The sequence below is a fragment of the Christensenella sp. MSJ-20 genome, assembly GCF_044357945.1.
Taxonomy (GTDB): domain Bacteria; phylum Bacillota; class Clostridia; order Christensenellales; family QAND01; genus QAND01.
Genome location: NZ_CP076563.1, coordinates 1,741,341 through 1,759,579, shown reverse-complemented (window position 1 = coordinate 1,759,579; position 18,239 = coordinate 1,741,341). Strand labels below are relative to the sequence as shown.

15 protein-coding genes and 4 pseudogenes are annotated in these 18,239 nt (G+C 50.2%); 4 read left to right on the top strand and 15 right to left on the bottom strand.

Annotation, left to right across the window (positions count from 1 at the left end; all coding sequences use genetic code 11):
- Positions 1 to 3 precede the first annotated feature (3 nt).
- The 5 genes from KP626_RS09000 to KP626_RS08980 form a co-directional block, all read right to left on the bottom strand.
- Entirely contained in the window at positions 4 to 294 is a 291-nt protein-coding gene (locus KP626_RS09000) for a DUF503 family protein (protein WP_395976872.1), read from the bottom strand.
- Positions 295 to 297: 3 nt separating this feature from the next.
- Positions 298 to 1,770, bottom strand: a complete 1,473-nt coding sequence (gene thrC, locus KP626_RS08995) for a threonine synthase (RefSeq protein WP_395976870.1) — start codon at positions 1,768 to 1,770, stop codon at positions 298 to 300.
- Positions 1,771 to 1,780: 10 nt separating this feature from the next.
- Positions 1,781 to 2,194: a hypothetical protein gene (locus KP626_RS08990; RefSeq protein ID WP_395976868.1), complete on the bottom strand. Its 414-nt coding sequence runs from the start codon at positions 2,192 to 2,194 to the stop codon at positions 1,781 to 1,783.
- Between the two features lie 120 nt (positions 2,195 to 2,314).
- Positions 2,315 to 3,715 carry a 2-isopropylmalate synthase gene (locus KP626_RS08985; RefSeq protein WP_395976866.1) on the bottom strand — a complete coding sequence of 467 codons (1,401 nt, stop codon included), beginning with the start codon at positions 3,713 to 3,715 and terminating at the stop codon, positions 2,315 to 2,317.
- Between the two features lie 13 nt (positions 3,716 to 3,728).
- Positions 3,729 to 4,922, bottom strand: a complete 1,194-nt coding sequence (locus KP626_RS08980; protein ID WP_395976864.1) for a pyridoxal phosphate-dependent aminotransferase — start codon at positions 4,920 to 4,922, stop codon at positions 3,729 to 3,731.
- Positions 4,923 to 5,112: 190 nt separating this feature from the next.
- Between KP626_RS08980 and KP626_RS08975 the strand changes: the two genes are divergently transcribed.
- The 3 genes from KP626_RS08975 (at position 5,113) to KP626_RS08965 (ending at position 7,389) form a co-directional block, all read left to right on the top strand.
- The gene (locus KP626_RS08975; RefSeq protein WP_395976862.1) at positions 5,113 to 5,976 is read left to right on the top strand and encodes a DegV family protein; all 864 of its coding nucleotides are present in this window, start codon (positions 5,113 to 5,115) and stop codon (positions 5,974 to 5,976) included.
- 5 nt (positions 5,977 to 5,981) lie between these two features.
- Positions 5,982 to 6,251: a hypothetical protein gene (locus KP626_RS08970; RefSeq protein ID WP_395976860.1), complete on the top strand. Its 270-nt coding sequence runs from the start codon at positions 5,982 to 5,984 to the stop codon at positions 6,249 to 6,251.
- A 268-nt stretch (positions 6,252 to 6,519) separates the two neighbouring features.
- Complete coding sequence (locus KP626_RS08965; RefSeq protein ID WP_395976858.1) at positions 6,520 to 7,389, top strand: DUF362 domain-containing protein; 870 nt, start codon at positions 6,520 to 6,522, stop codon at positions 7,387 to 7,389.
- An 86-nt stretch (positions 7,390 to 7,475) separates the two neighbouring features.
- On the opposite strand, the gene KP626_RS08960 is transcribed toward KP626_RS08965, so the two are convergent.
- The 10 genes and pseudogenes from KP626_RS08960 to KP626_RS08915 form a co-directional block, all read right to left on the bottom strand.
- Complete coding sequence (locus KP626_RS08960; protein ID WP_395976856.1) at positions 7,476 to 8,084, bottom strand: PepSY domain-containing protein; 609 nt, start codon at positions 8,082 to 8,084, stop codon at positions 7,476 to 7,478.
- A gap of 495 nt (positions 8,085 to 8,579) precedes the next feature.
- Positions 8,580 to 9,062: pseudogene (metG, locus tag KP626_RS08955) on the bottom strand (methionine--tRNA ligase subunit beta); the annotation flags it as partial.
- Positions 9,063 to 9,214: 152 nt separating this feature from the next.
- Positions 9,215 to 9,475: pseudogene (locus KP626_RS08950) on the bottom strand (site-specific integrase); the annotation flags it as partial.
- A gap of 147 nt (positions 9,476 to 9,622) precedes the next feature.
- Positions 9,623 to 11,059, bottom strand: coding sequence for a hypothetical protein (locus KP626_RS08945; RefSeq protein WP_395976854.1), 1,437 nt, complete (start codon positions 11,057 to 11,059; stop codon positions 9,623 to 9,625).
- Positions 11,060 to 11,223: 164 nt separating this feature from the next.
- Positions 11,224 to 11,706, bottom strand: a pseudogene (locus tag KP626_RS08940) (lysine--tRNA ligase); the annotation flags it as partial.
- A gap of 824 nt (positions 11,707 to 12,530) precedes the next feature.
- On the bottom strand, positions 12,531 to 12,740 hold the full coding sequence (locus KP626_RS08935; RefSeq protein ID WP_395976852.1) for a hypothetical protein: 210 nt from the start codon (positions 12,738 to 12,740) through the stop codon (positions 12,531 to 12,533).
- A 7-nt stretch (positions 12,741 to 12,747) separates the two neighbouring features.
- Positions 12,748 to 13,437, bottom strand: coding sequence for an N-6 DNA methylase (locus tag KP626_RS08930; RefSeq protein ID WP_395976850.1), 690 nt, complete (start codon positions 13,435 to 13,437; stop codon positions 12,748 to 12,750).
- A 20-nt stretch (positions 13,438 to 13,457) separates the two neighbouring features.
- A pseudogene (locus KP626_RS08925) lies at positions 13,458 to 13,769 on the bottom strand (class B sortase); the annotation flags it as partial.
- A complete protein-coding gene (locus KP626_RS08920) occupies positions 13,762 to 14,538 on the bottom strand; it encodes a hypothetical protein (protein WP_395976848.1) in 777 nt (258 codons plus the stop codon). The gene KP626_RS08920 and the pseudogene KP626_RS08925, both read right to left, overlap by 8 nt.
- Before the next feature lie 15 nt (positions 14,539 to 14,553).
- A complete protein-coding gene (locus tag KP626_RS08915; protein ID WP_395979003.1) occupies positions 14,554 to 15,237 on the bottom strand; it encodes a hypothetical protein in 684 nt (227 codons plus the stop codon).
- 1,037 nt (positions 15,238 to 16,274) lie between these two features.
- Between KP626_RS08915 and tet(W) the strand changes: the two genes are divergently transcribed.
- Positions 16,275 to 18,194: a tetracycline resistance ribosomal protection protein Tet(W) gene (gene tet(W) / locus KP626_RS08910; RefSeq protein ID WP_002586627.1), complete on the top strand. Its 1,920-nt coding sequence runs from the start codon at positions 16,275 to 16,277 to the stop codon at positions 18,192 to 18,194.
- Positions 18,195 to 18,239: the final 45 nt, after the last annotated feature.

The window sequence follows — 18,239 nt, the reverse complement described above, 5'->3', positions numbered from 1 at the left end:
GCTTCACCCCATGGGAATAATCTCAGTTCTCAGTTCCACATAGCAAAATCGTGGATCCTCATAGATGCGCCGGCTCACATGATCGATGACCCGCTCCGCCACCCTGTGATCCGACGTAGCCTTGCAGAGTCCTGCCTCAAAGAAAGCGGTGCTGTCCTGCCAGCCGGTTTCCGCTACCGAAACACGGCATTCCCGCTCCATTTCCGCCAAAAAGCCCTTGACTACCCGCCGTTTGTCCTTCAATGTGCCCCGATCCGTCAATTTCAACAGGGCGCGGATGGCTGCAATATACATCAGCTAGCGGGCCCTGTCAAGCCAGGCCAACAGCGCCTCCCCCATCTCCGCCGCGCCGCAGGTGTCCAGTAGACGGGGTTCTGCGGTGAGGGCCTCAATCAGGGGCATGGGCAGCTTCAGCCCGGTAACATCCGCCAGCTGGTAGGGGGCGGACTCATCATCCTGGGGCTCCCGCCCAAGGGCGCGAAGCACATCGCTGCTGAACTTAAAGGGACTGGCGGTGCAGACCAATACCGCCTTATTGCCGGTAGCCGGCAGCTCCTCATACACCGCTCGGCCGATGGCGCTGTGGGGATCCAGCACATAGCCTCCCCGGCGGTACGCGCGCCCAATGGCCTGAGCCCCGGCAGCATCGTCCGCCCAGCCCGCCAGGAAGTCCTCGGAAAACCGGTTCAAAAGGGCATTGCCCACGGCATAATCCCGTCCCTGAGCCAAATCCTCCATATAGGCTTTAACCAGATCGGGATCCTGGGTGCAGTGGTATAACAGCCGTTCCAGATTGCTGGATACCAGAATATCCATGGAGGGAGAGGTGGTTTTATGAAGGGTTCCCCCCGCCCGGTACACCCCGTCGGAGAAGAACTTAGTCAAGACGTTGTTCCGGTTGCTGGCGCAGATGAGTTTCCCCACGGGCAATCCCATCTGTTTCGCATACCAGCCTGCCAGGATGTTTCCAAAATTGCCGGTGGGAACGATGAAATCCACCTGGTCTCCCAGCTCGATCTCCCCCGCCGACAGCAGCTTTACATAAGAGGAGAAATAGTACGCCACCTGAGGAACCAGCCGGCCGAAATTGATGGAGTTGGCGCTGCTAAAGGCATAGCCTCGTTCTCCCACCAGGCGGGCCATTTCGGGATCCCCCATAATGGCCTTAACGCCACGCTGACAGGCATCGAAATCCCCCTCCACCCCCAGGGTCTGGACGTTCTTCCCCTTCTGAGTGATCATCTGCCGTTTCTGGGCGTAGGATACTCCATCCTTGGGATAGTAAACGCAGATGGCGGTACCGGGCTTATCGGTAAAGCCGGACAGTGCCGCTTTGCCGGTATCGCCGCTGGTGGCCACCAGAATCAACACGGTCTTATCCTGGCCCAGTTTCTCCATGGAAAGCCGCATGAGGCCAGGCAGCACGCATAGGGCGATGTCCTTAAAGGCCAGGGTAGGGCCATGGAACAGCTCCAAGCCAAAAAGGCCGTCTCCGATGGATACCAAAGGCGCAGTATCGGAGTGGGAGAAGGCGGCGTAGCCCTCTCGGGTCACCTTGAGGATATCCGCATAGGTGAAGTCCGTCAAAAAGGACGCAATAACCTGGGCCGAAAGCTCTGGATAGCTGAGCCGGGCCATTTTGGCAATCTGACTTAGGGAAAACTGGGGAAAGGCTTCGGGTATAAAAAGCCCGCCGTCCGGTGCAATTCCCATCAGCACCGCTTCGGCGGGCGATACGCCTTCGCCACCCCTCGTGGAGAAGAACTGCATAATATCCTCCTTATGCCACCTTGCGGTCCCGGATAAAGGCGGGAACGGCATCTTCCTCAGCGCTGATGGAGAGGATAAGCTTCACCTTATGCGCCTCACTCAAGGCCTCCAAGCGTTCCAGAAGGGGCAGAAGCTCCGTTAAAGAGCCGTCCATAAACTTCAAAAAGCTGTCCACAAAGATGGTGTGTATATCAAAATCACCGGCCATGATGCCGGCAACAAATCCATAGAACTCATCGTTTTTGCGTACGTTGTATTCCCCCACGTCCACCAGACGGATGGCGTGTTTTAGGTCAAACATGCGGTCACAGTCCTCATCGATGAAGACGATCTTACCCAGAGAGTCGTTCAAAATTGCGTTGGCCATATCCACCATGCGCCGCGTCTTGCCGGAGCCGGCGATACCGCACACAAATCCTATCATCTGGAGCACCCCCATTTTGTTTTCTTCTTAATCTCATTATAATACATGTTCCGGTTTTGATCCAGCATCAATTCGCCCCATATCAAACGGGAAAGCAAAGAGCCCCAAAGGGGCCCTTTGTTATTTCTTCTTCCGTCTTGCGTTCATCAGCCGCTCATAGGTCTCGGGCTCGATCTCCCGGAGCATGGCCACCAGCTCGCCATCGCTCATGACGGTGTTGCGGCCCGCCTCGTATTCCTTGTCTACCCGCTCCTTCATTTGAATCGCCAGTTCGCTGCGCTTGCCGATGGCCTCCTCGTCGGATAACCGGAAATACCCCTTGATCCAGTGAGCGATGCCTGCCGAACCAGAAAAGGCGTCCACCGCTACCAGAGCCGGGCGGTTCAGGATAGCCGCCGTATCAAAGATGTTATAGATCTCCTCGTCCTTCAACAGGCCATCAGCGTGGATGCCCGCGCGGGTCACGTTGAAGTTCCGGCCCACAAAGGGGGTATTGGGCGGGATCGCGATGCCGATCTCCTCTTCAAAGTAGGTGGCAATATCGGTAATGGCCGAGAGATCCATGCCGTCGGTGGTCCCCCGCAAGGAGGCATACTCGATGGCCATGGCCTCCAGGGGACAGTTCCCCGTCCGCTCGCCAATGCCCAACATGGCGCAGTTCACGCCGCTGCATCCGTAGAGCCAGGCGGTGGCGGCATTGGTGACCACCTTGTAAAAATCGTTATGGCCATGCCACTCCATGTACTCCGGAGGCACATCGGCGTATTGGCGCAAACCGTAGATGATGCCCTGGACACTCCGGGGCAGGGAAGCCCCGGGGTAACTGACCCCATAGCCCATGGTATCGCAAACCCGAATCTTGATGGGAATGCCGCTCTCCTGGGAGAGCCGCATCAGCTCGGTAGCAAAGGGTACCACAAACCCGTAGAAATCCGCCTTGGTAGTATCCTCCAGATGGCACCGGGGGCTGATGCCGTAGTCAAGGGCGCTCTTGACGATCCCCAAATACAGATCCATGGCCTCCCGGCGGGTCTTGCCCATCTTTTTAAAGATATGATAATCCGAACAGCTCATGAGGATGCCCGTCTCCCGCACCCCAGCGTCCTTCACCAGCTGAAAATCCTTGGGATTGGCCCGAATCCAGGTGGTGATTTCCGGAAACTGCAAGCCAAGATCCTGACAGGCACGCATGGCACGCTGATCCTTGTCGGTATACAGGAAAAACTCGCTCTGCCGGACGATGCCCTTGGGCCCCGAAAGGCGGCTCAGCATCTTGTAAACATCAACGATCTGCTCCACTGTAAAGGGCGAACAGGCCTGCTGGCCGTCCCGGAAAGTGGTGTCAGTGATCCAAATATTCTCCGGCATATACTGGGGCACCAGCCGGTGGTTGAAGCTCACCTTGGGCACCGAGGTATACTCAAACAGCTCCCGGTATAGTTTGGGCTCGTCCACATCCTGGAGCTGGTATTTATAGTCGTTTTCCTCCAACAGATTATCTCTTTTGTTTAACTCAAGCATCGATTCGCTCCTTTCAAATCAGTTCCTTCACAAATTCCCGGATACGCTCCATCCCAGCTTGGATATCCTCCATGGATAGGGCGTAGGAAAGCCGGACGTGGCCGGGCGCCAGAAAACCGCTGCCCGGCACCAGGGCAACCGCCTTTTCCTCCAAAAGCATAGCGGCAAAGTCGTCATCGCTTTCAATGACACGGCCCCGATAGGATTTCCCCAACAGGTCCGAGATGTTGGCCAGGCAGTAGAACGCGCCCCGGGGCAGGGGGCATTGGATGCCGGGAATGGCGTCCAACCCAGATGCCATGGCCTTTCTCCTGCGGTCGAATTCCGCTACCATCTCTTGGACGCAGTCCTGAGGGCCGGAGATGGCCGCAAGGGCTGCCGCCTGGGCAATGGAATTGGGGTTACTGGTGGCGTGACTCTGCCAGTTGCCGATGGCCTTGGCAAGAGGCTCGGTGCAGGCCAGATAGCCAATGCGCCAGCCCGTCATAGCGTAAGTTTTGGATACTCCGTTCACGAGAATGGTTCGCTCTTTGGCATCCTCGCTATGGGTGGCAATGGAAGGAGGAAGCCCTCCATCGTAAGCAAACTCCTCATAGATCTCGTCAGAGATGATCCACAGATCCCGCTCCCGGGCTATATCCGCAATGCCGGCAAGGGTCTCCCAAGGGATCACCTCTCCGGTGGGATTGCAGGGGCTATTGAGCAAAATGGCTCGAGTCCGGGGGCTGAGGGCCTGTTCCACGGCGCTCAGATGCAGAGCGTAGCGGTCGTCGGCGTCGGTCTCAACATAGACCGGCACACCGCCCGCCATCTTCACCATTTCCGGATAGCTCACCCAACAGGGCGGCACAATGAGTACCTCGTCCCCCTCTTCCAGGATGGCGCATAAAGCGTTGTGAAGGGCATGCTTGGCCCCATTTGAGATCACCACCTGGCTGGGGGTATAGCTAAGGCCATTCCGCCGCTGAAGCTTTTCGCACACGGCTTTGCGAAGGGCCAGGGTTCCCGAACTAGGGGTATACCGGGTCTCTCCCCGGTCCATGGCCTCCTTGGCGGCGGCAACGATGTGGGCAGGGGTATTAAAATCGGGTTCCCCCACGCCAAATCCAATGACGTCCACCCCCTGGGCCACCATGGCCTTGGCTTTGGCGTCGATGGCCAGGGTAAGGGATCCAGTTACCGCCTGGGCTCTGCGGGAAATCTGCACAAGAATCACTCCTTCAAGAGGAAATCAGGCAAGGGCGGGACAAGCCCGCTTCATCCAATTACTATAATTTACGCAGCGGTTCCCTCTTTTGTCAAGGGAAATGCCCTCATCGCCGGTTTATTTTGAAAAATGCCCCTCCCCATGGTAAACTGATGCTATTTGAACGACCACATCTTGGAGGAAGATTGCCATGCAAGAATATATACTTATGACCGATTCCACCTGCGATTTACCTCAGTCCTATTATGAAGAGCGGGGTATCGTTTGCGTTCCTTTCCCCTATTCCCTGGATGGCACGCCCTATCTGGACGATTTTGGGCAAAGCCTGCCCTACGCCCAGTTCTACGCTCAAATGCGTCAGGGAAGCATGCCCACCACATCCACCATCAATACCCTGATGTACGATGAAACCTTTTCGCCTCATCTGAAGGCCGGAAAGGATATCCTATACCTATGCTTTTCCAGCGCCCTTTCCAGCAGCTATGAAAACGCCCAGTTTACCCGGGATCGGCTCATGGCCCGGTATCCCGGCCGCCGGATCGTAGTGGTGGATTCCCGGTCCGCCGCAGTGGGCGAAGGCATGATCCTTCTGGCCGCCTATGAGCAATATCAAAAGGGCATGCCTCTGGATGAATTGGTGGGATGGATTGACGGCTTCAAGCACAAGGTAGAGGCCTGGTTTACCGTAGACGATCTGGCCCATCTATACCGGGGTGGGCGCATCTCGGGAGCGGCAGCCGCCGCCGGAAAGATGCTGAAAATCAAGCCGATCCTCCGCATCGATGAGAGCGGCGCGCTCATCAGCATGGAGAAGGTCAACGGACGTAAGAAGTCCATCAAGCGCTTGGCGGAGATCTACGGCGAGCGGGGCGGAAAGCATCCGGACAAGCCTGTGATGATCTGTCATGGCGACTGCCTGGATGAGGCGGAAAAGCTTCGGGAGCGGGTCATGGAGAAGTACGGCAGCCAGAAGGTGGACATCTTCTGCGTGGGGCCCATCATCGGCACCCATGTGGGCCCAGGCATTTTGGGCATCGTATTCTTAGGGGAGTAATTGGAATGAAACATCTCAAAACTATGGAGCACGTCTGCAACTTTTTGATTCTAGGCCTGGCCCTTTACGCCGTTTTACAGGAGCAGGAGGCGGTTTATCGGACCGTGTTCCCCCTCATCGCCGCCGTATCCTGGGTGGTAGCCGGCCTGGGCATCTACGGCTACGCGCACCGGGCGCCCCAAGGCGGAAGCACTCCTCTGTCCAAGATGTTGATCAGCATCACCCTAGCCGTGGTCTTCACCGGCGGGGCGCTTTACTACTGGTTCTTCCTCTAGAGGAACCCCCCGTTTTAAAAGACGCACAAAAAACCGCGGCTTGGCTCCCTGGCCTACCGCGGTTTTTATGACTCCAATTTGGCCGGATTTGGCCCCCTTTGGCCCGTTTTAGCCGCTTGACGCCATCTCTTACCCTTTCATTTTGAATCGAGGAGCCAGCAGGGAATTTCCAAATAGAATACCGATATGGTATATTATTGGGGGAGGGCGGTCTGGCCCAGGCCAGCGCGTCCGAAGTTTTGGAGAATCACTATGGAGGTGCAAAGGCATGGCAAAACCAAGCGTCTATTTTACCAAGCAGATTACCCCAGAAAAGATGATCGAGCTTTTCAAGGTGCTGGGGCGGGAGCTGCCCGGGGCTGTGGCGGTCAAGCTACACAGCGGTGAAGTGGGCAACCAGAACTTCATCCGTCCGGAATTCTTAAAGCCCATCATTGACGATGTTTCCGGCACGGTAGTGGAATGCAACACCGCCTATGAGGGACAGCGCAATACCACCGAAAAGCATTGGGCTACCATGGAGCAGCACGGCTGGACCGGCATCTGTAAGGTGGACATCATGGATGAGGCGGGCGAGACGGCGCTGCCCATCCCGAATGGCAAGCGGATTCAAGTCAACTATGTGGGGGCCAATCTGGCCAATTATGATTCCCTCCTGGTGCTGTCCCATTTTAAAGGGCATCCCATGGGAGGCTATGGCGGAGCACTGAAGAATATCTCCATCGGCATCGCCTCCAGCCATGGCAAGGCCTATATCCATGGGGCGGGGGATCCCGAAAAGATCTGGACCGCGGACCACGATTCCTTCTTGGAATCCATGGCCGACGCCGCCAAATCCATCATGGATCACTTTGACGGCCGCATCGCCTTCCTTAACGTCATGTGCAACCTATCGGTGGACTGCGACTGCTGCGCCGTGGCCGCCGATCCCGAGATGGCTGACATCGGCATCCTGGCTTCCCTGGATCCGGTGGCCCTGGACCAAGCCTGTTTGGATCTGGTATATGCCTCCGATGACCCCGGCAAAGAGAGCCTCATCGAGCGCATCACCTCCCGCAACGGCGTCCATACCATTGAGGCTGCTGCGGATTTGGGCATCGGCAGCCGGGAGTACACCCTGGTTTCCCTGGATCAATAGCCCCTACGCAATAGAAAAAAGGCCTTCCAACGGAAGGCCTTTTGCGTTCTCATGGAATCCCCGCGGGATCCCTCTTTTAGCCGGGCTCAGTCGAAAACCGATTCCTCTTCCCAGCTGATGATCTCCCCTGTGTCAGCGTCGATTTCAAAATCGTACTCCCGCTCCTGGTGGATGATCTTCCCTTCATAGACCATGCGCCCATCGTCCATCTCCAGGTTCAGCCGAATCTGCTCCGCCTGAGCGCCCGGCACCCGCTGAAGCGCAATCTCCTCCGCTTGCTCTTGGGAAATTCCCGTCTGGGGGGCGGAGCCGCCATGGTACCAATGGTCCTCCACCTCGAAGTCCTTTTTCAGAATGCTGCCGTCCGCTGCAGCAATCTCATAATCATATTCCTTGCCCCCGGCATAGAACTCCACATCGTAGACATAGACGCCCTTCTCCACATCCCGTTTCACGCGTATGGCGGTTACGGAATCCTCCGATACGCCCGCATCCGCCAGGGCGATTTCCCGAGCGCGCTGTTCAGAGATCCCCTGTTCCGGGGCGCTGGGCGCCGGAGATGGGGTAGGCGTGCTCTGGCCCGCGTCCAAGGTTGCTCCTGGTTCTTCGGTTGGAACCGTCTGGGGTGGATTGCCACAGGCGCAAAGGCCCGCGCACATGGCCAGGGATAAAAGAATGACCACTCCTCTTTTCATCTTTTCATCATACCCTCCTGATCTTTCTTTCCGGCAAAAACACATTGGGCTTGTTTTGGATTGGGCCCCTCTCCCCATCCCCCTGGCCTTTCCCAATGGAAAGGCGGCATCTGGGGGAAGTTTGGGGCAAGTGGGTGAATTTTAGCTTTTTCACAAGGCTTCCTGGACCCGCACCCTCCCAAGGTTACTGGCTTTTTACTTCCCTCATTTCCCAATGGGTTTCATGGCAAAGACATAAAAGTCCAACTGTTTTCATTCTAGTTTGACATCTCCATAAACTCATAATTCATCTCTCTTCTGAGCCACATTATAGCTATTCTCAATAACCGCTACAATGAAAAACCAATCGGTAATTTCCCTTTTTCTTGACAAATAAATGGGCAGCCCCGTGTTGAGGACTGCCCATTTATTTTGCCGATGATGCTCTGCATCGTTTTCTGTATCAAATGAGGTACATCTCGTTCTATGGATAAAACGGTGCATCCCTACATCATCTTAATAGAGCTTCGCCCCTGCCGGAATGTGGTTATCAACCATTAAAAGATTGAGCCCTTCACGACCATCTTCCTCATGTACCGCTGAAATCAGCATACCCTCGGAGTCGATGCCCATCATCTTTCTCGGCGGCAGATTTACGATAGCGATCGCTGTCTTTCCAACCAGTTCTTCCGGATCGTAATACTCGTGAATACCGCTTAAAATCACACGGTCTTTCCGTTCGCCGTCGTCTAATGTGAACTTGAGAAGCTTCTTGGACTTCGGCACTTCTTCACAAGCCAGAATCTTAACCGCTCTGAAATCAGACTTAGCAAATGTATCAAAATCAACCATTTCCTCAAAGATTGGTTCAATCTTCACATTGGAGAAGTCAATCTTTTCAGGTTCAGCTTCTACATTTTTTTCAGGTGCTTCAGAAACCGGCTTTTTAACATCATTTTTCTTATTTGCACCATCTAAAGGCTTCATTGTGGGGACGATTGAGGACATCGTTTCAATTCTTGCCATAACGCAACATAGTTCAAAATAAGCCGCAAATCAGATTTTTTCAAAATCCTGCTTTACTATATTTTCGATTCGTTTCATGGGTGCTTTGTGTAAAAATTGATGTAAATGCTCTAAAGCATTCCGTCACGCTTGCTTTCCTCAGCACGATGGTCATAGTAAACCAGCGTGTGGTTCATATCCATGATCCCTTCTTTCAAATCAATATCGCATCTTCTGAAACCCGTAAGCTCTCCAACACGAAGTTCCGTGCCAATCATAACCGCAAACACCGGATACCAATACTTTGAGGTCGGAATGTTTTTCAGATATTCAAGAAATAACTCCTTCTCCGGTTTTGTTAAGGCTCTACGTTTCTCAACTTGAAAACAATGGGACTTTTTCATCTCATTAAATTAATTTAAAACACATACGAATATGAGCCTAATATTCATATAAGTATGTATTTTCATATTTAGCATCAAACCATAAGAAAAGGATGTCACCCTGTTTCAGATGACATCCACTGGTTATTATATTATGATATAAACTCTGTATTACTTTTTATGTATCTTGAATGTGAGTTCGCAGTTGTATTTACTGATATTGCCCGCCCAGTCCCTCGACATATTGATCTGAACCGTTGTAAATTGTCCTCCTCCAATCTGGTTTGACACTGCATAAAAATGACCATAACCATCTGCATTGTTGACGGTTACTGATGATGAAACGAAACTAGACAACACATTCCATGTTGTTGATCCTCCCGTACCTGCAGTATCAAAGGAGACAACGCCATCAAGTTCTATGATGTAGTCACCACTGCTTTTAATATAGAGGTTGAGGCCGTCATTATCAACTCCAACATCGATATTGCTTCCTTCGTACGCTATAGTAGATGATCTTGTTGCCGAAAAGTTTGAACCATCCAATGAACCATAAATACTGAATGACACTACAGCAAGATTATCATAATATGTTTCAAGGTCAAAACTGCCCTGTTCACCTTGTAGGCCCTGAGGGCCTGTTGCTCCGGTTTCACCGGTATCTCCTTTTTCACCCTGATCTCCCTTGTCACCTTTTTCGCCTTGTTCACCTTTTATTTTGAACCATTGATAACTTGAGATTGCAGTTGGTGCTGTATCGGAATTGCCGGAATAAATTCCCATATAATTATTTGGATTTTCTGATAAATCAGAGTTGTTTGAGCTTTCGGGAGCGTTTGCTAAATATCTGATCCAAACATAAGCGTTTGCTCCGTCAGATCCTGCCTCTCCCCGAGCACCGGTTTCACCCTGATCTCCCTTGTCACCTTTTTCGCCCTGAATACCCTGCTCACCTTGGATACCTTGGATACCTTGAATACCCTGCTCACCTTGGATTCCCTGCTCACCTTGAATACCTTGATCTCCTTTTTCACCTTTGATTTTATACCATTGGTAACTGGCAATATCGTTTGGTGCACTGGCTAAAGTACCATAATATATACCCATATAATTACTGCAGGTATCTAATAAATCTTCATTAGTAGATTGACCGGGATCGTTGTCTAAATATTTTACCCAAATATAAGCACTGGATCCATCAGCTCCTGCCGCACCTTGAGGGCCGGTTGCTCCGGTAGCACCGGCAGGGCCTTGAGCACCGGTAGCTCCTGTAGCACCTTTAGCTCCGGTTTCTCCCTGTTTTCCTATTAGATCTTCAATTGCAATCAATTTGTGGACAGATGTCTCTCCAATATAATTCCAGACAATATACCCATCTTCAACAAACAGTTCGATCTCTTTTGAACCAATAACTGAAGTATTGTCCTTACCGGTCAATAAATCTTCTAAGGCAATTACTTCTTCAAGTTTGCCATTGTTAGAATACTTTATCATTCCATCTTCTACGATCAATGCATTAGAACTGCTACCATTTGTCGTTGATGAACAACCTGCGCATAACACGAATATCAAAAAAACGGTAATAATACCAATCATGATCTTTTTCATGTTTATAGCCTCTTTCATAGTATAAATATAACTATATTATTATAACATAGGCATACGTAAGCATCAAGGCCACAACACTGTTGATATAATGAAAGAAGCTCCCGAGAAGCTGTAACTTCTCAGGAGCTGTGTAAAACTCAAAACTATGCAAATTTTTCTGTATTTTAGTACAGCTTTGCGCCTGCAGGGATGTGGTCATCCACCATGAGAAGATGGAGTCTTTCCTCTCCCTCTTCCTGATGGACTGCTGAGATCAGCATGCCGCAGGATTCAATGCCCATCATGGGGCGAGGCGGCAGGTTCGTGATGGCGATGCAAGTCTTCCCAACCAGCTCTTCCGGCTCATAATAAGCATGAATTCCGCTTAAAATGGTGCGGTTTTCGTCTGTTCCGTCGTCCAATGTGAACTTTAATAGCTTTTTGGACTTCGGTACTGCTTCGCAGGCCAAAACCTTTACTGCACGAAAATCGCTCTTAGAGAATGTCTCAAAATCAACAAAATCCGTAAACAGAGGCTCAATCTCAACCTTGGAGAAGTCAATAACTTCTTCAATGGCGGAAGCTGCTTCAGCAGCAGGAGCAGCAGTGTTTTCCGCTTTTGCTGTGTCATCCTTCTTCTGCTGACCCAAGGGCTTCATTGTGGGGAAACTATTTTAGGCCGCATCCCATCAAAATGTCAAATCGTTCCACAGGCCAGAAAAACCTTCATAATGGCTTCCATACCAAAGGAAAGCTCGAAATCCATTAACCCATTTTTCTGGGCTCTGAGATGCCATATCATTTCAAAAAATGCTTTATCAATCGCATTATCTGGAGACTAATTTGGTGACTAAGGAGACGCGGCTTCATTGTCGGCAAAAAGTGCCCTGTTTCTCTGCGGTACAATAAAATCGATGTGCTGCTCAATTTCAGCTATATTATTTTAGCAAAGAAACTCCCATTTTTCAAGGTGTCTGACCAATTTAGTCCGATAAAGCAGCAAAATACTTTCATTCATCATGAACGAGAATACTGTCCGGTTCTGAAACAATTCTCACTATCACTTGCTGTTGCTCATCGGTCAAATTCTCGACTCTCTTGCCCAACATCGTAATTGCCGCCCACACTGTATCCATCATATTGCAGTTAGGGCATGTCCTTGGAGAAAGAACGCCGAAATGTCCCATCATGGGTGGATAGTCCCATCCCTGGTCAAATGCTTCCTGTGGCGTCAGAATATCTTTCCTACCGCAGACTTCACAGATATGGAGTAGCTTCCCCTGGAATTCAGGAGCAGTGTTATATAGGTTCATGGCTGTTTTAATCTGCCTCTTTGATTGTCCGAAGGGTTACTCCGTCTACCAGTGAGAATACAGCCGTGTTTTTATTCTGGAGGTACTCCCCTGACAGCGTATAGGTCCTTGATATATCCAGATCATTGGATTTCATAATGCCGTGAACGAATCGCTTACTGTTGATTCTCATCACGCACTTACGAGAAACCATCGCATTCAACACCGGCAACAAACTGTTTTACGGTGTCGGAGGGATGCTCAACGGCAATATCAATTCTATATCCAGAGCAACCAACGTATTGCTGCACCCTAAAGCCTTGTTCCCGAATGAACTGAGCAATAGAATCTGCAAAATCATCAGGTCTGTTGTTCCTGTGTGCAGCGGCCAGCGTTGCCTCACCATTCATAGCAAACTCAATGTAAGAGCGAAGCATATGGAGCCATCATCAATTCAAAAGCATTGATGCGGGGAAGCAGATGCTCTGGAACATAGGCATTCCAAACCTTCTTCAGATCATCTGGAGAAAGACCTTTGTTCTTCTCTTTGAAATTCTCATATATTTGCAAGATCGTCTGCCGGATGAACGTGCCAGTGCCGGTTGCAGGATCAAGAACCTGAACAGCAGGAACCTCTTCAGTGTCTTCTACCTGCGTATAGTAATACCCAACGCGACGCTTGCTTTGTCGCATAACTTTAATAGTCTTGGTTTCAGTAGAAGCGAGGCCGTCATCGAGGCCAAAATCCTTTTTGATGATGGTATCTACCGCGCGGACAATGAAATTCACAACTGGTTGCGGAGTATAATAAACTCCACGCTGAACTTTCTGCATCTTGTCGTATGCGGTCAAGAATTCCTCATAGAAATGGATAACAGGATCTTCACGACCACCGCCAGTCTGACGGTTGAAGTCAGCAATAATAGCATCTGTCTTAGTATGCTTCAAGAGATCCACAACGTTACCAATCTCAAGTTCGTCAAAGGACAGTTTGCCTGTATTCTCGGCTCCTAAGCATTCTTTCATCAAATGTTTCAGGAACGGGTTTGTATTCGGAATGCACTCTACAGCCTCAGCTGCACTGAAGTCATCCTGTGTTTCGTCCATGCAACGAGCCGAGAACAAGCCATATGATGACCGTAGATGATGATATTGTCGCTTGGCAGTTCCATATCGCAGTTTTCCTGAACATAGGGACAACCGTAGTCGGTGTATGCTTTATCAAAGCCGTGCTTCAGATAGAAGTTCGGGTTGTCCTTTGACTGCATAACGGGATAATTGATTTTCGTGTCCTCAACCTTAATCCAACCGACCATATCGTTGTTTTGCAGATAAAGCTCCTGATATTCCGGGATAAAAGTCTTTTTCTCGGAGTAGTTCATCGGCTCTTTGGTTTCTTCAGGCTCGGTCTCCACCACCTCAATCAGATTGTCATACATCAATTATGCGATTTTCCTTGCTGAGCGTGCTGATTGTTCTGCTGACAGGGAGCAATGCCATTTCAGCAATGTCGCTTGTAGCAATGCCCACCGCATTGAGAACTTCCTGTGAATTGAAGCTTGAAATCCCGGCAAAGTCATCGGGAGAATAGACCTTGTCTGCGTTCAGTCCCAATCGAGCCATAACCATATATGATACGCTGTTTCTGACAAGCTCCAAATACAAGGCATTTGCTTCATCGGCAGACAAATACTCAATATCGCTTCCTGCACCTAAGCTCATAAAGTCGGAGATATAGTCTGCGATGTTGTCCTCGACGGCATTGGCAATGCTCTCTTTGACGACATTTTCAATACTCGTTGTATCGTTTACCGCCCCGAAAGTGTTTTCAAGCGTTTCGATAACCTCTGCTTCATAATCGGGTCTCATCTCCCAAATAGGAACAGGGCGGGAATGTCGGCTTTCGTGGGTGTCCGATATATCAAAGTAATGAATCAGCCTTTGACGGCTTCTGTCTGCGTCCTCAAATACGGCAATACCCTTTGCTCCCCGGTTTACCCAGCGACCGAAAGTACCGTTCCATCGTTCGATTTCAAGCACGGCTGTTGCGTCGGGTCTTTGGGCATAAATGAGAAGCTGTTCATCAAATCGGAGCCTGAAATTTCTGCCTGCTGTTTTCAGAAACGATTGCCAGTTTACCGGATTGTCTGTAACCGCAAAACAGGTTCTTTCATACAGCTCTGAAATCAGGTCAAATTTCCTTGCCACCTCGTCTGCACCTCCTTATCGTGATTTTTCTTTGTCCTTTGCAGGTTTTTTGTTTTCTTTTGCGGCTGGTTCTACGGTATGACCGTTTCTCTCGCAAAGCTCGGCAAATTCGCAGATATGGTAGAGATTTGTTCCGACCTCCAAATGGTAGTCGTCAATATATCTGCAAGTTCTCTCCATTGTTTTGCCGTCGCCGAGCTTAATTGAGATTTTCTCTCCGTCCGCAATGCGAAACTGCTCCTGATAGTGCGGGTCAATAAATCGGATACCACGCTCGGCATTTTTCAAGTGGTTGTTCAGCCACTCTTTCTGATAGCAATAGCAGTAAAGACTGTACTCGCCCCTGTTGGGGTTAAACCTCATAAGATAGCTGTACTTTTCCGTATCAAGACGAATGCCGTAGTGGTTGCGGTCATCATTAAAGGAGCTGTCGGGAGTGGAATAACAGTAAGAGGACATAGACTTCCTGCCGGACAAAACATCGCCGTCACGCAATCCGTTTATCACATCATCAAATTCAGCCTTAAACTCATCGGTTTTCAAGTCTTTTCTGAAATCGTTCCAAGTCGTCCAAAACTCGTTCCCGTTAGAACCAAAGTCGGCTCTCAAATATCCGATAAGACCGGTCTGCATAGAGAGCTGCTGGCTTTGACTGAAGGTGTATTTGCGCTCTGTTTCGGTCAATACTCTGTAATCCAATCGCAGTATGGCTATGTACTTGACCGGCTCATTTCCTAACCGGTCGGGCAATATTTGTTCTCAACACCCCTTGCCGAGCAAAAAGCTCACGGGAAGTCACTAAGGAACAGACTGCTAATCTGTATCATAGGAATTTCACCTCTGCCGGGTACTCCGCCAGCTCCGTAGAGAAGTATCATTATCCTTCTGACTGTCATCGCCGTAACAGGGGCAACCTGTTACTTATACCGGGAGTTCTCGCTGTTCTGCAATGCAGAAGTCACGGCGTACCCGATAAGGTGGCTAAAATCATCAGAATTAAAGTCTTAGTGAATGATTTATTCAGTTGTCAAAATACAAGTGAATGGGCTGACCTTTTCGTGGTTCGGAATTAACCCCTTCACTCATTTGGACAAAGGGGGTCAAAATGCACACCCAAAATCACCCCTTTTTCAAAAATTTCTTGAAAATATTTTTTTAGAAACAAAAAAGCCGCCTATTTCCCTCGTAATTGAGGTCAATAGACGGCGGGTAGAAATATTCATAATTTTGGTGTATAATAGGAAATTAAGAGAAAGACAAATTTGTATTTAGTAAAATGCAGACAACACCACGGATCGGCTTTTGGTTGGACAATTCCAACCAAACACCACAGCAGACAGCAGAAAACATTCTGAACGCTAGGAAGCCGGTATGATTGTTACATATAAGGGGAAGAAAAATTTCTTTTAGGTACTTGCTTTCCTAAAACTGATGTGATACAATGATTTAATCCAGAAAAGGAGTAAAAAATATGCGGCAAGGTATTCTTAAATAAAACTATAATCAAATAGTGGGAACAAAGGATTATGATAGCTCCTTTTGTAGGGGCTTAGTTTTTTGTACCCAATTTAAGAATACTTTTGCCTTATCAATTTTGACATATCCCCAAAAACAGCAATCACAAACAGGTGTATGCTGTATATGTGTATGTCCGCAACTTATAATCCCCAGTGGTAAAAGTATTTTACTGCTGGGGATTTTTATGCCCTTTGGGGCTGTAAAGGGAGGACAATCACATGAAAATAATCAATATTGGAATTCTTGCCCATGTAGACGCTGGAAAGACGACCTTGACGGAGAGCCTGCTATATGCCAGCGGAGCCATTTCAGAACCGGGGAGCGTCGAAAAAGGGACAACGAGGACGGACACCATGTTTTTGGAGCGGCAGCGTGGGATTACCATTCAAGCGGCAGTCACTTCCTTCCAGTGGCACAGATGTAAAGTTAACATTGTGGATACGCCCGGCCACATGGATTTTTTGGCGGAGGTGTACCGCTCTTTGGCTGTTTTAGATGGGGCCATCTTGGTGATCTCCGCTAAAGATGGCGTGCAGGCCCAGACCCGTATTCTGTTCCATGCCCTGCGGAAAATGAACATTCCCACCGTTATCTTTATCAACAAGATCGACCAGGCTGGCGTTGATTTGCAGAGCGTGGTTCAGTCTGTTCGGGATAAGCTCTCCGCCGATATTATCATCAAGCAGACGGTGTCGCTGTCCCCGGAAATAGTCCTGGAGGAAAATACCGACATAGAAGCATGGGATGCGGTCATCGAAAATAACGATGAATTATTGGAAAAGTATATCGCAGGAGAACCAATCAGCCGGGAAAAACTTGCGCGGGAGGAACAGCAGCGGGTTCAAGACGCCTCCCTGTTCCCAGTCTATCATGGCAGCGCCAAAAATGGCCTTGGCATTCAACCGTTGATGGATGCGGTGACAGGGCTGTTCCAACCGATTGGGGAACAGGGGGGCGCCGCCCTATGCGGCAGCGTTTTCAAGGTTGAGTACACCGATTGCGGCCAGCGGCGTGTCTATCTACGGTTATACAGCGGAACGCTGCGCCTGCGGGATACGGTGGCCCTGGCCGGGAGAGAAAAGCTGAAAATCACAGAGATGCGTATTCCATCCAAAGGGGAAATTGTTCGGACAGACACCGCTTATCAGGGTGAAATTGTTATCCTTCCCAGCGACAGCGTGAGGTTAAACGATGTATTAGGGGACCAAACCCGGCTCCCTCGTAAAAGGTGGCGCGAGGACCCCCTCCCCATGCTGCGGACGACGATTGCGCCGAAAACGGCAGCGCAAAGAGAACGGCTGCTGGACGCTCTTACGCAACTTGCGGATACTGACCCGCTTTTGCGTTGCGAAGTGGATTCCATCACCCATGAGATCATTCTTTCTTTTTTGGGCCGGGTGCAGTTGGAGGTTGTTTCCGCTTTGCTGTCGGAAAAATACAAGCTTGAAACAGTGGTAAAGGAACCCTCCGTCATTTATATGGAGCGGCCGCTCAAAGCAGCCAGCCACACCATCCATATCGAGGTGCCGCCCAACCCGTTTTGGGCATCCATAGGACTGTCTGTTACACCACTCTCGCTTGGCTCCGGTGTACAATACGAGAGCCGGGTTTCGCTGGGATACTTGAACCAGAGTTTTCAAAACGCTGTCAGGGATGGTATCCGTTACGGGCTGGAGCAGGGCTTGTTCGGCTGGAACGTAACGGACTGTAAGATTTGCTTTGAATACGGGCTTTATTACAGTCCGGTCAGCACGCCGGCGGACTTCCGCTCATTGGCCCCGATTGTATTGGAACAGGCATTGAAGGAATCGGGGACGCAGCTGCTGGAACCTTATCTCTCCTTCATCCTCTATGCGCCCCAGGAATACCTTTCCAGGGCTTATCATGATGCACCGAAATACTGTGCCACCATCGAAACGGCCCAGGTAAAAAAGGATGAAGTTGTCTTTACTGGCGAGATTCCCGCCCGCTGTATACAGGCATACCGTACTGATCTGGCCTTTTACACCAACGGGCGGAGCGTATGCCTTACAGAGCTGAAAGGATATCAGGCCGCTGTCGGTCAGCCGGTCATCCAGCCCCGCCGTCCAAACAGCCGCCTGGACAAGGTGCGCCATATGTTTCAGAAGGTAATGTAAAGATACATAATCGTCAAGACGGCAACAATCAGAAGTTATGGAGGG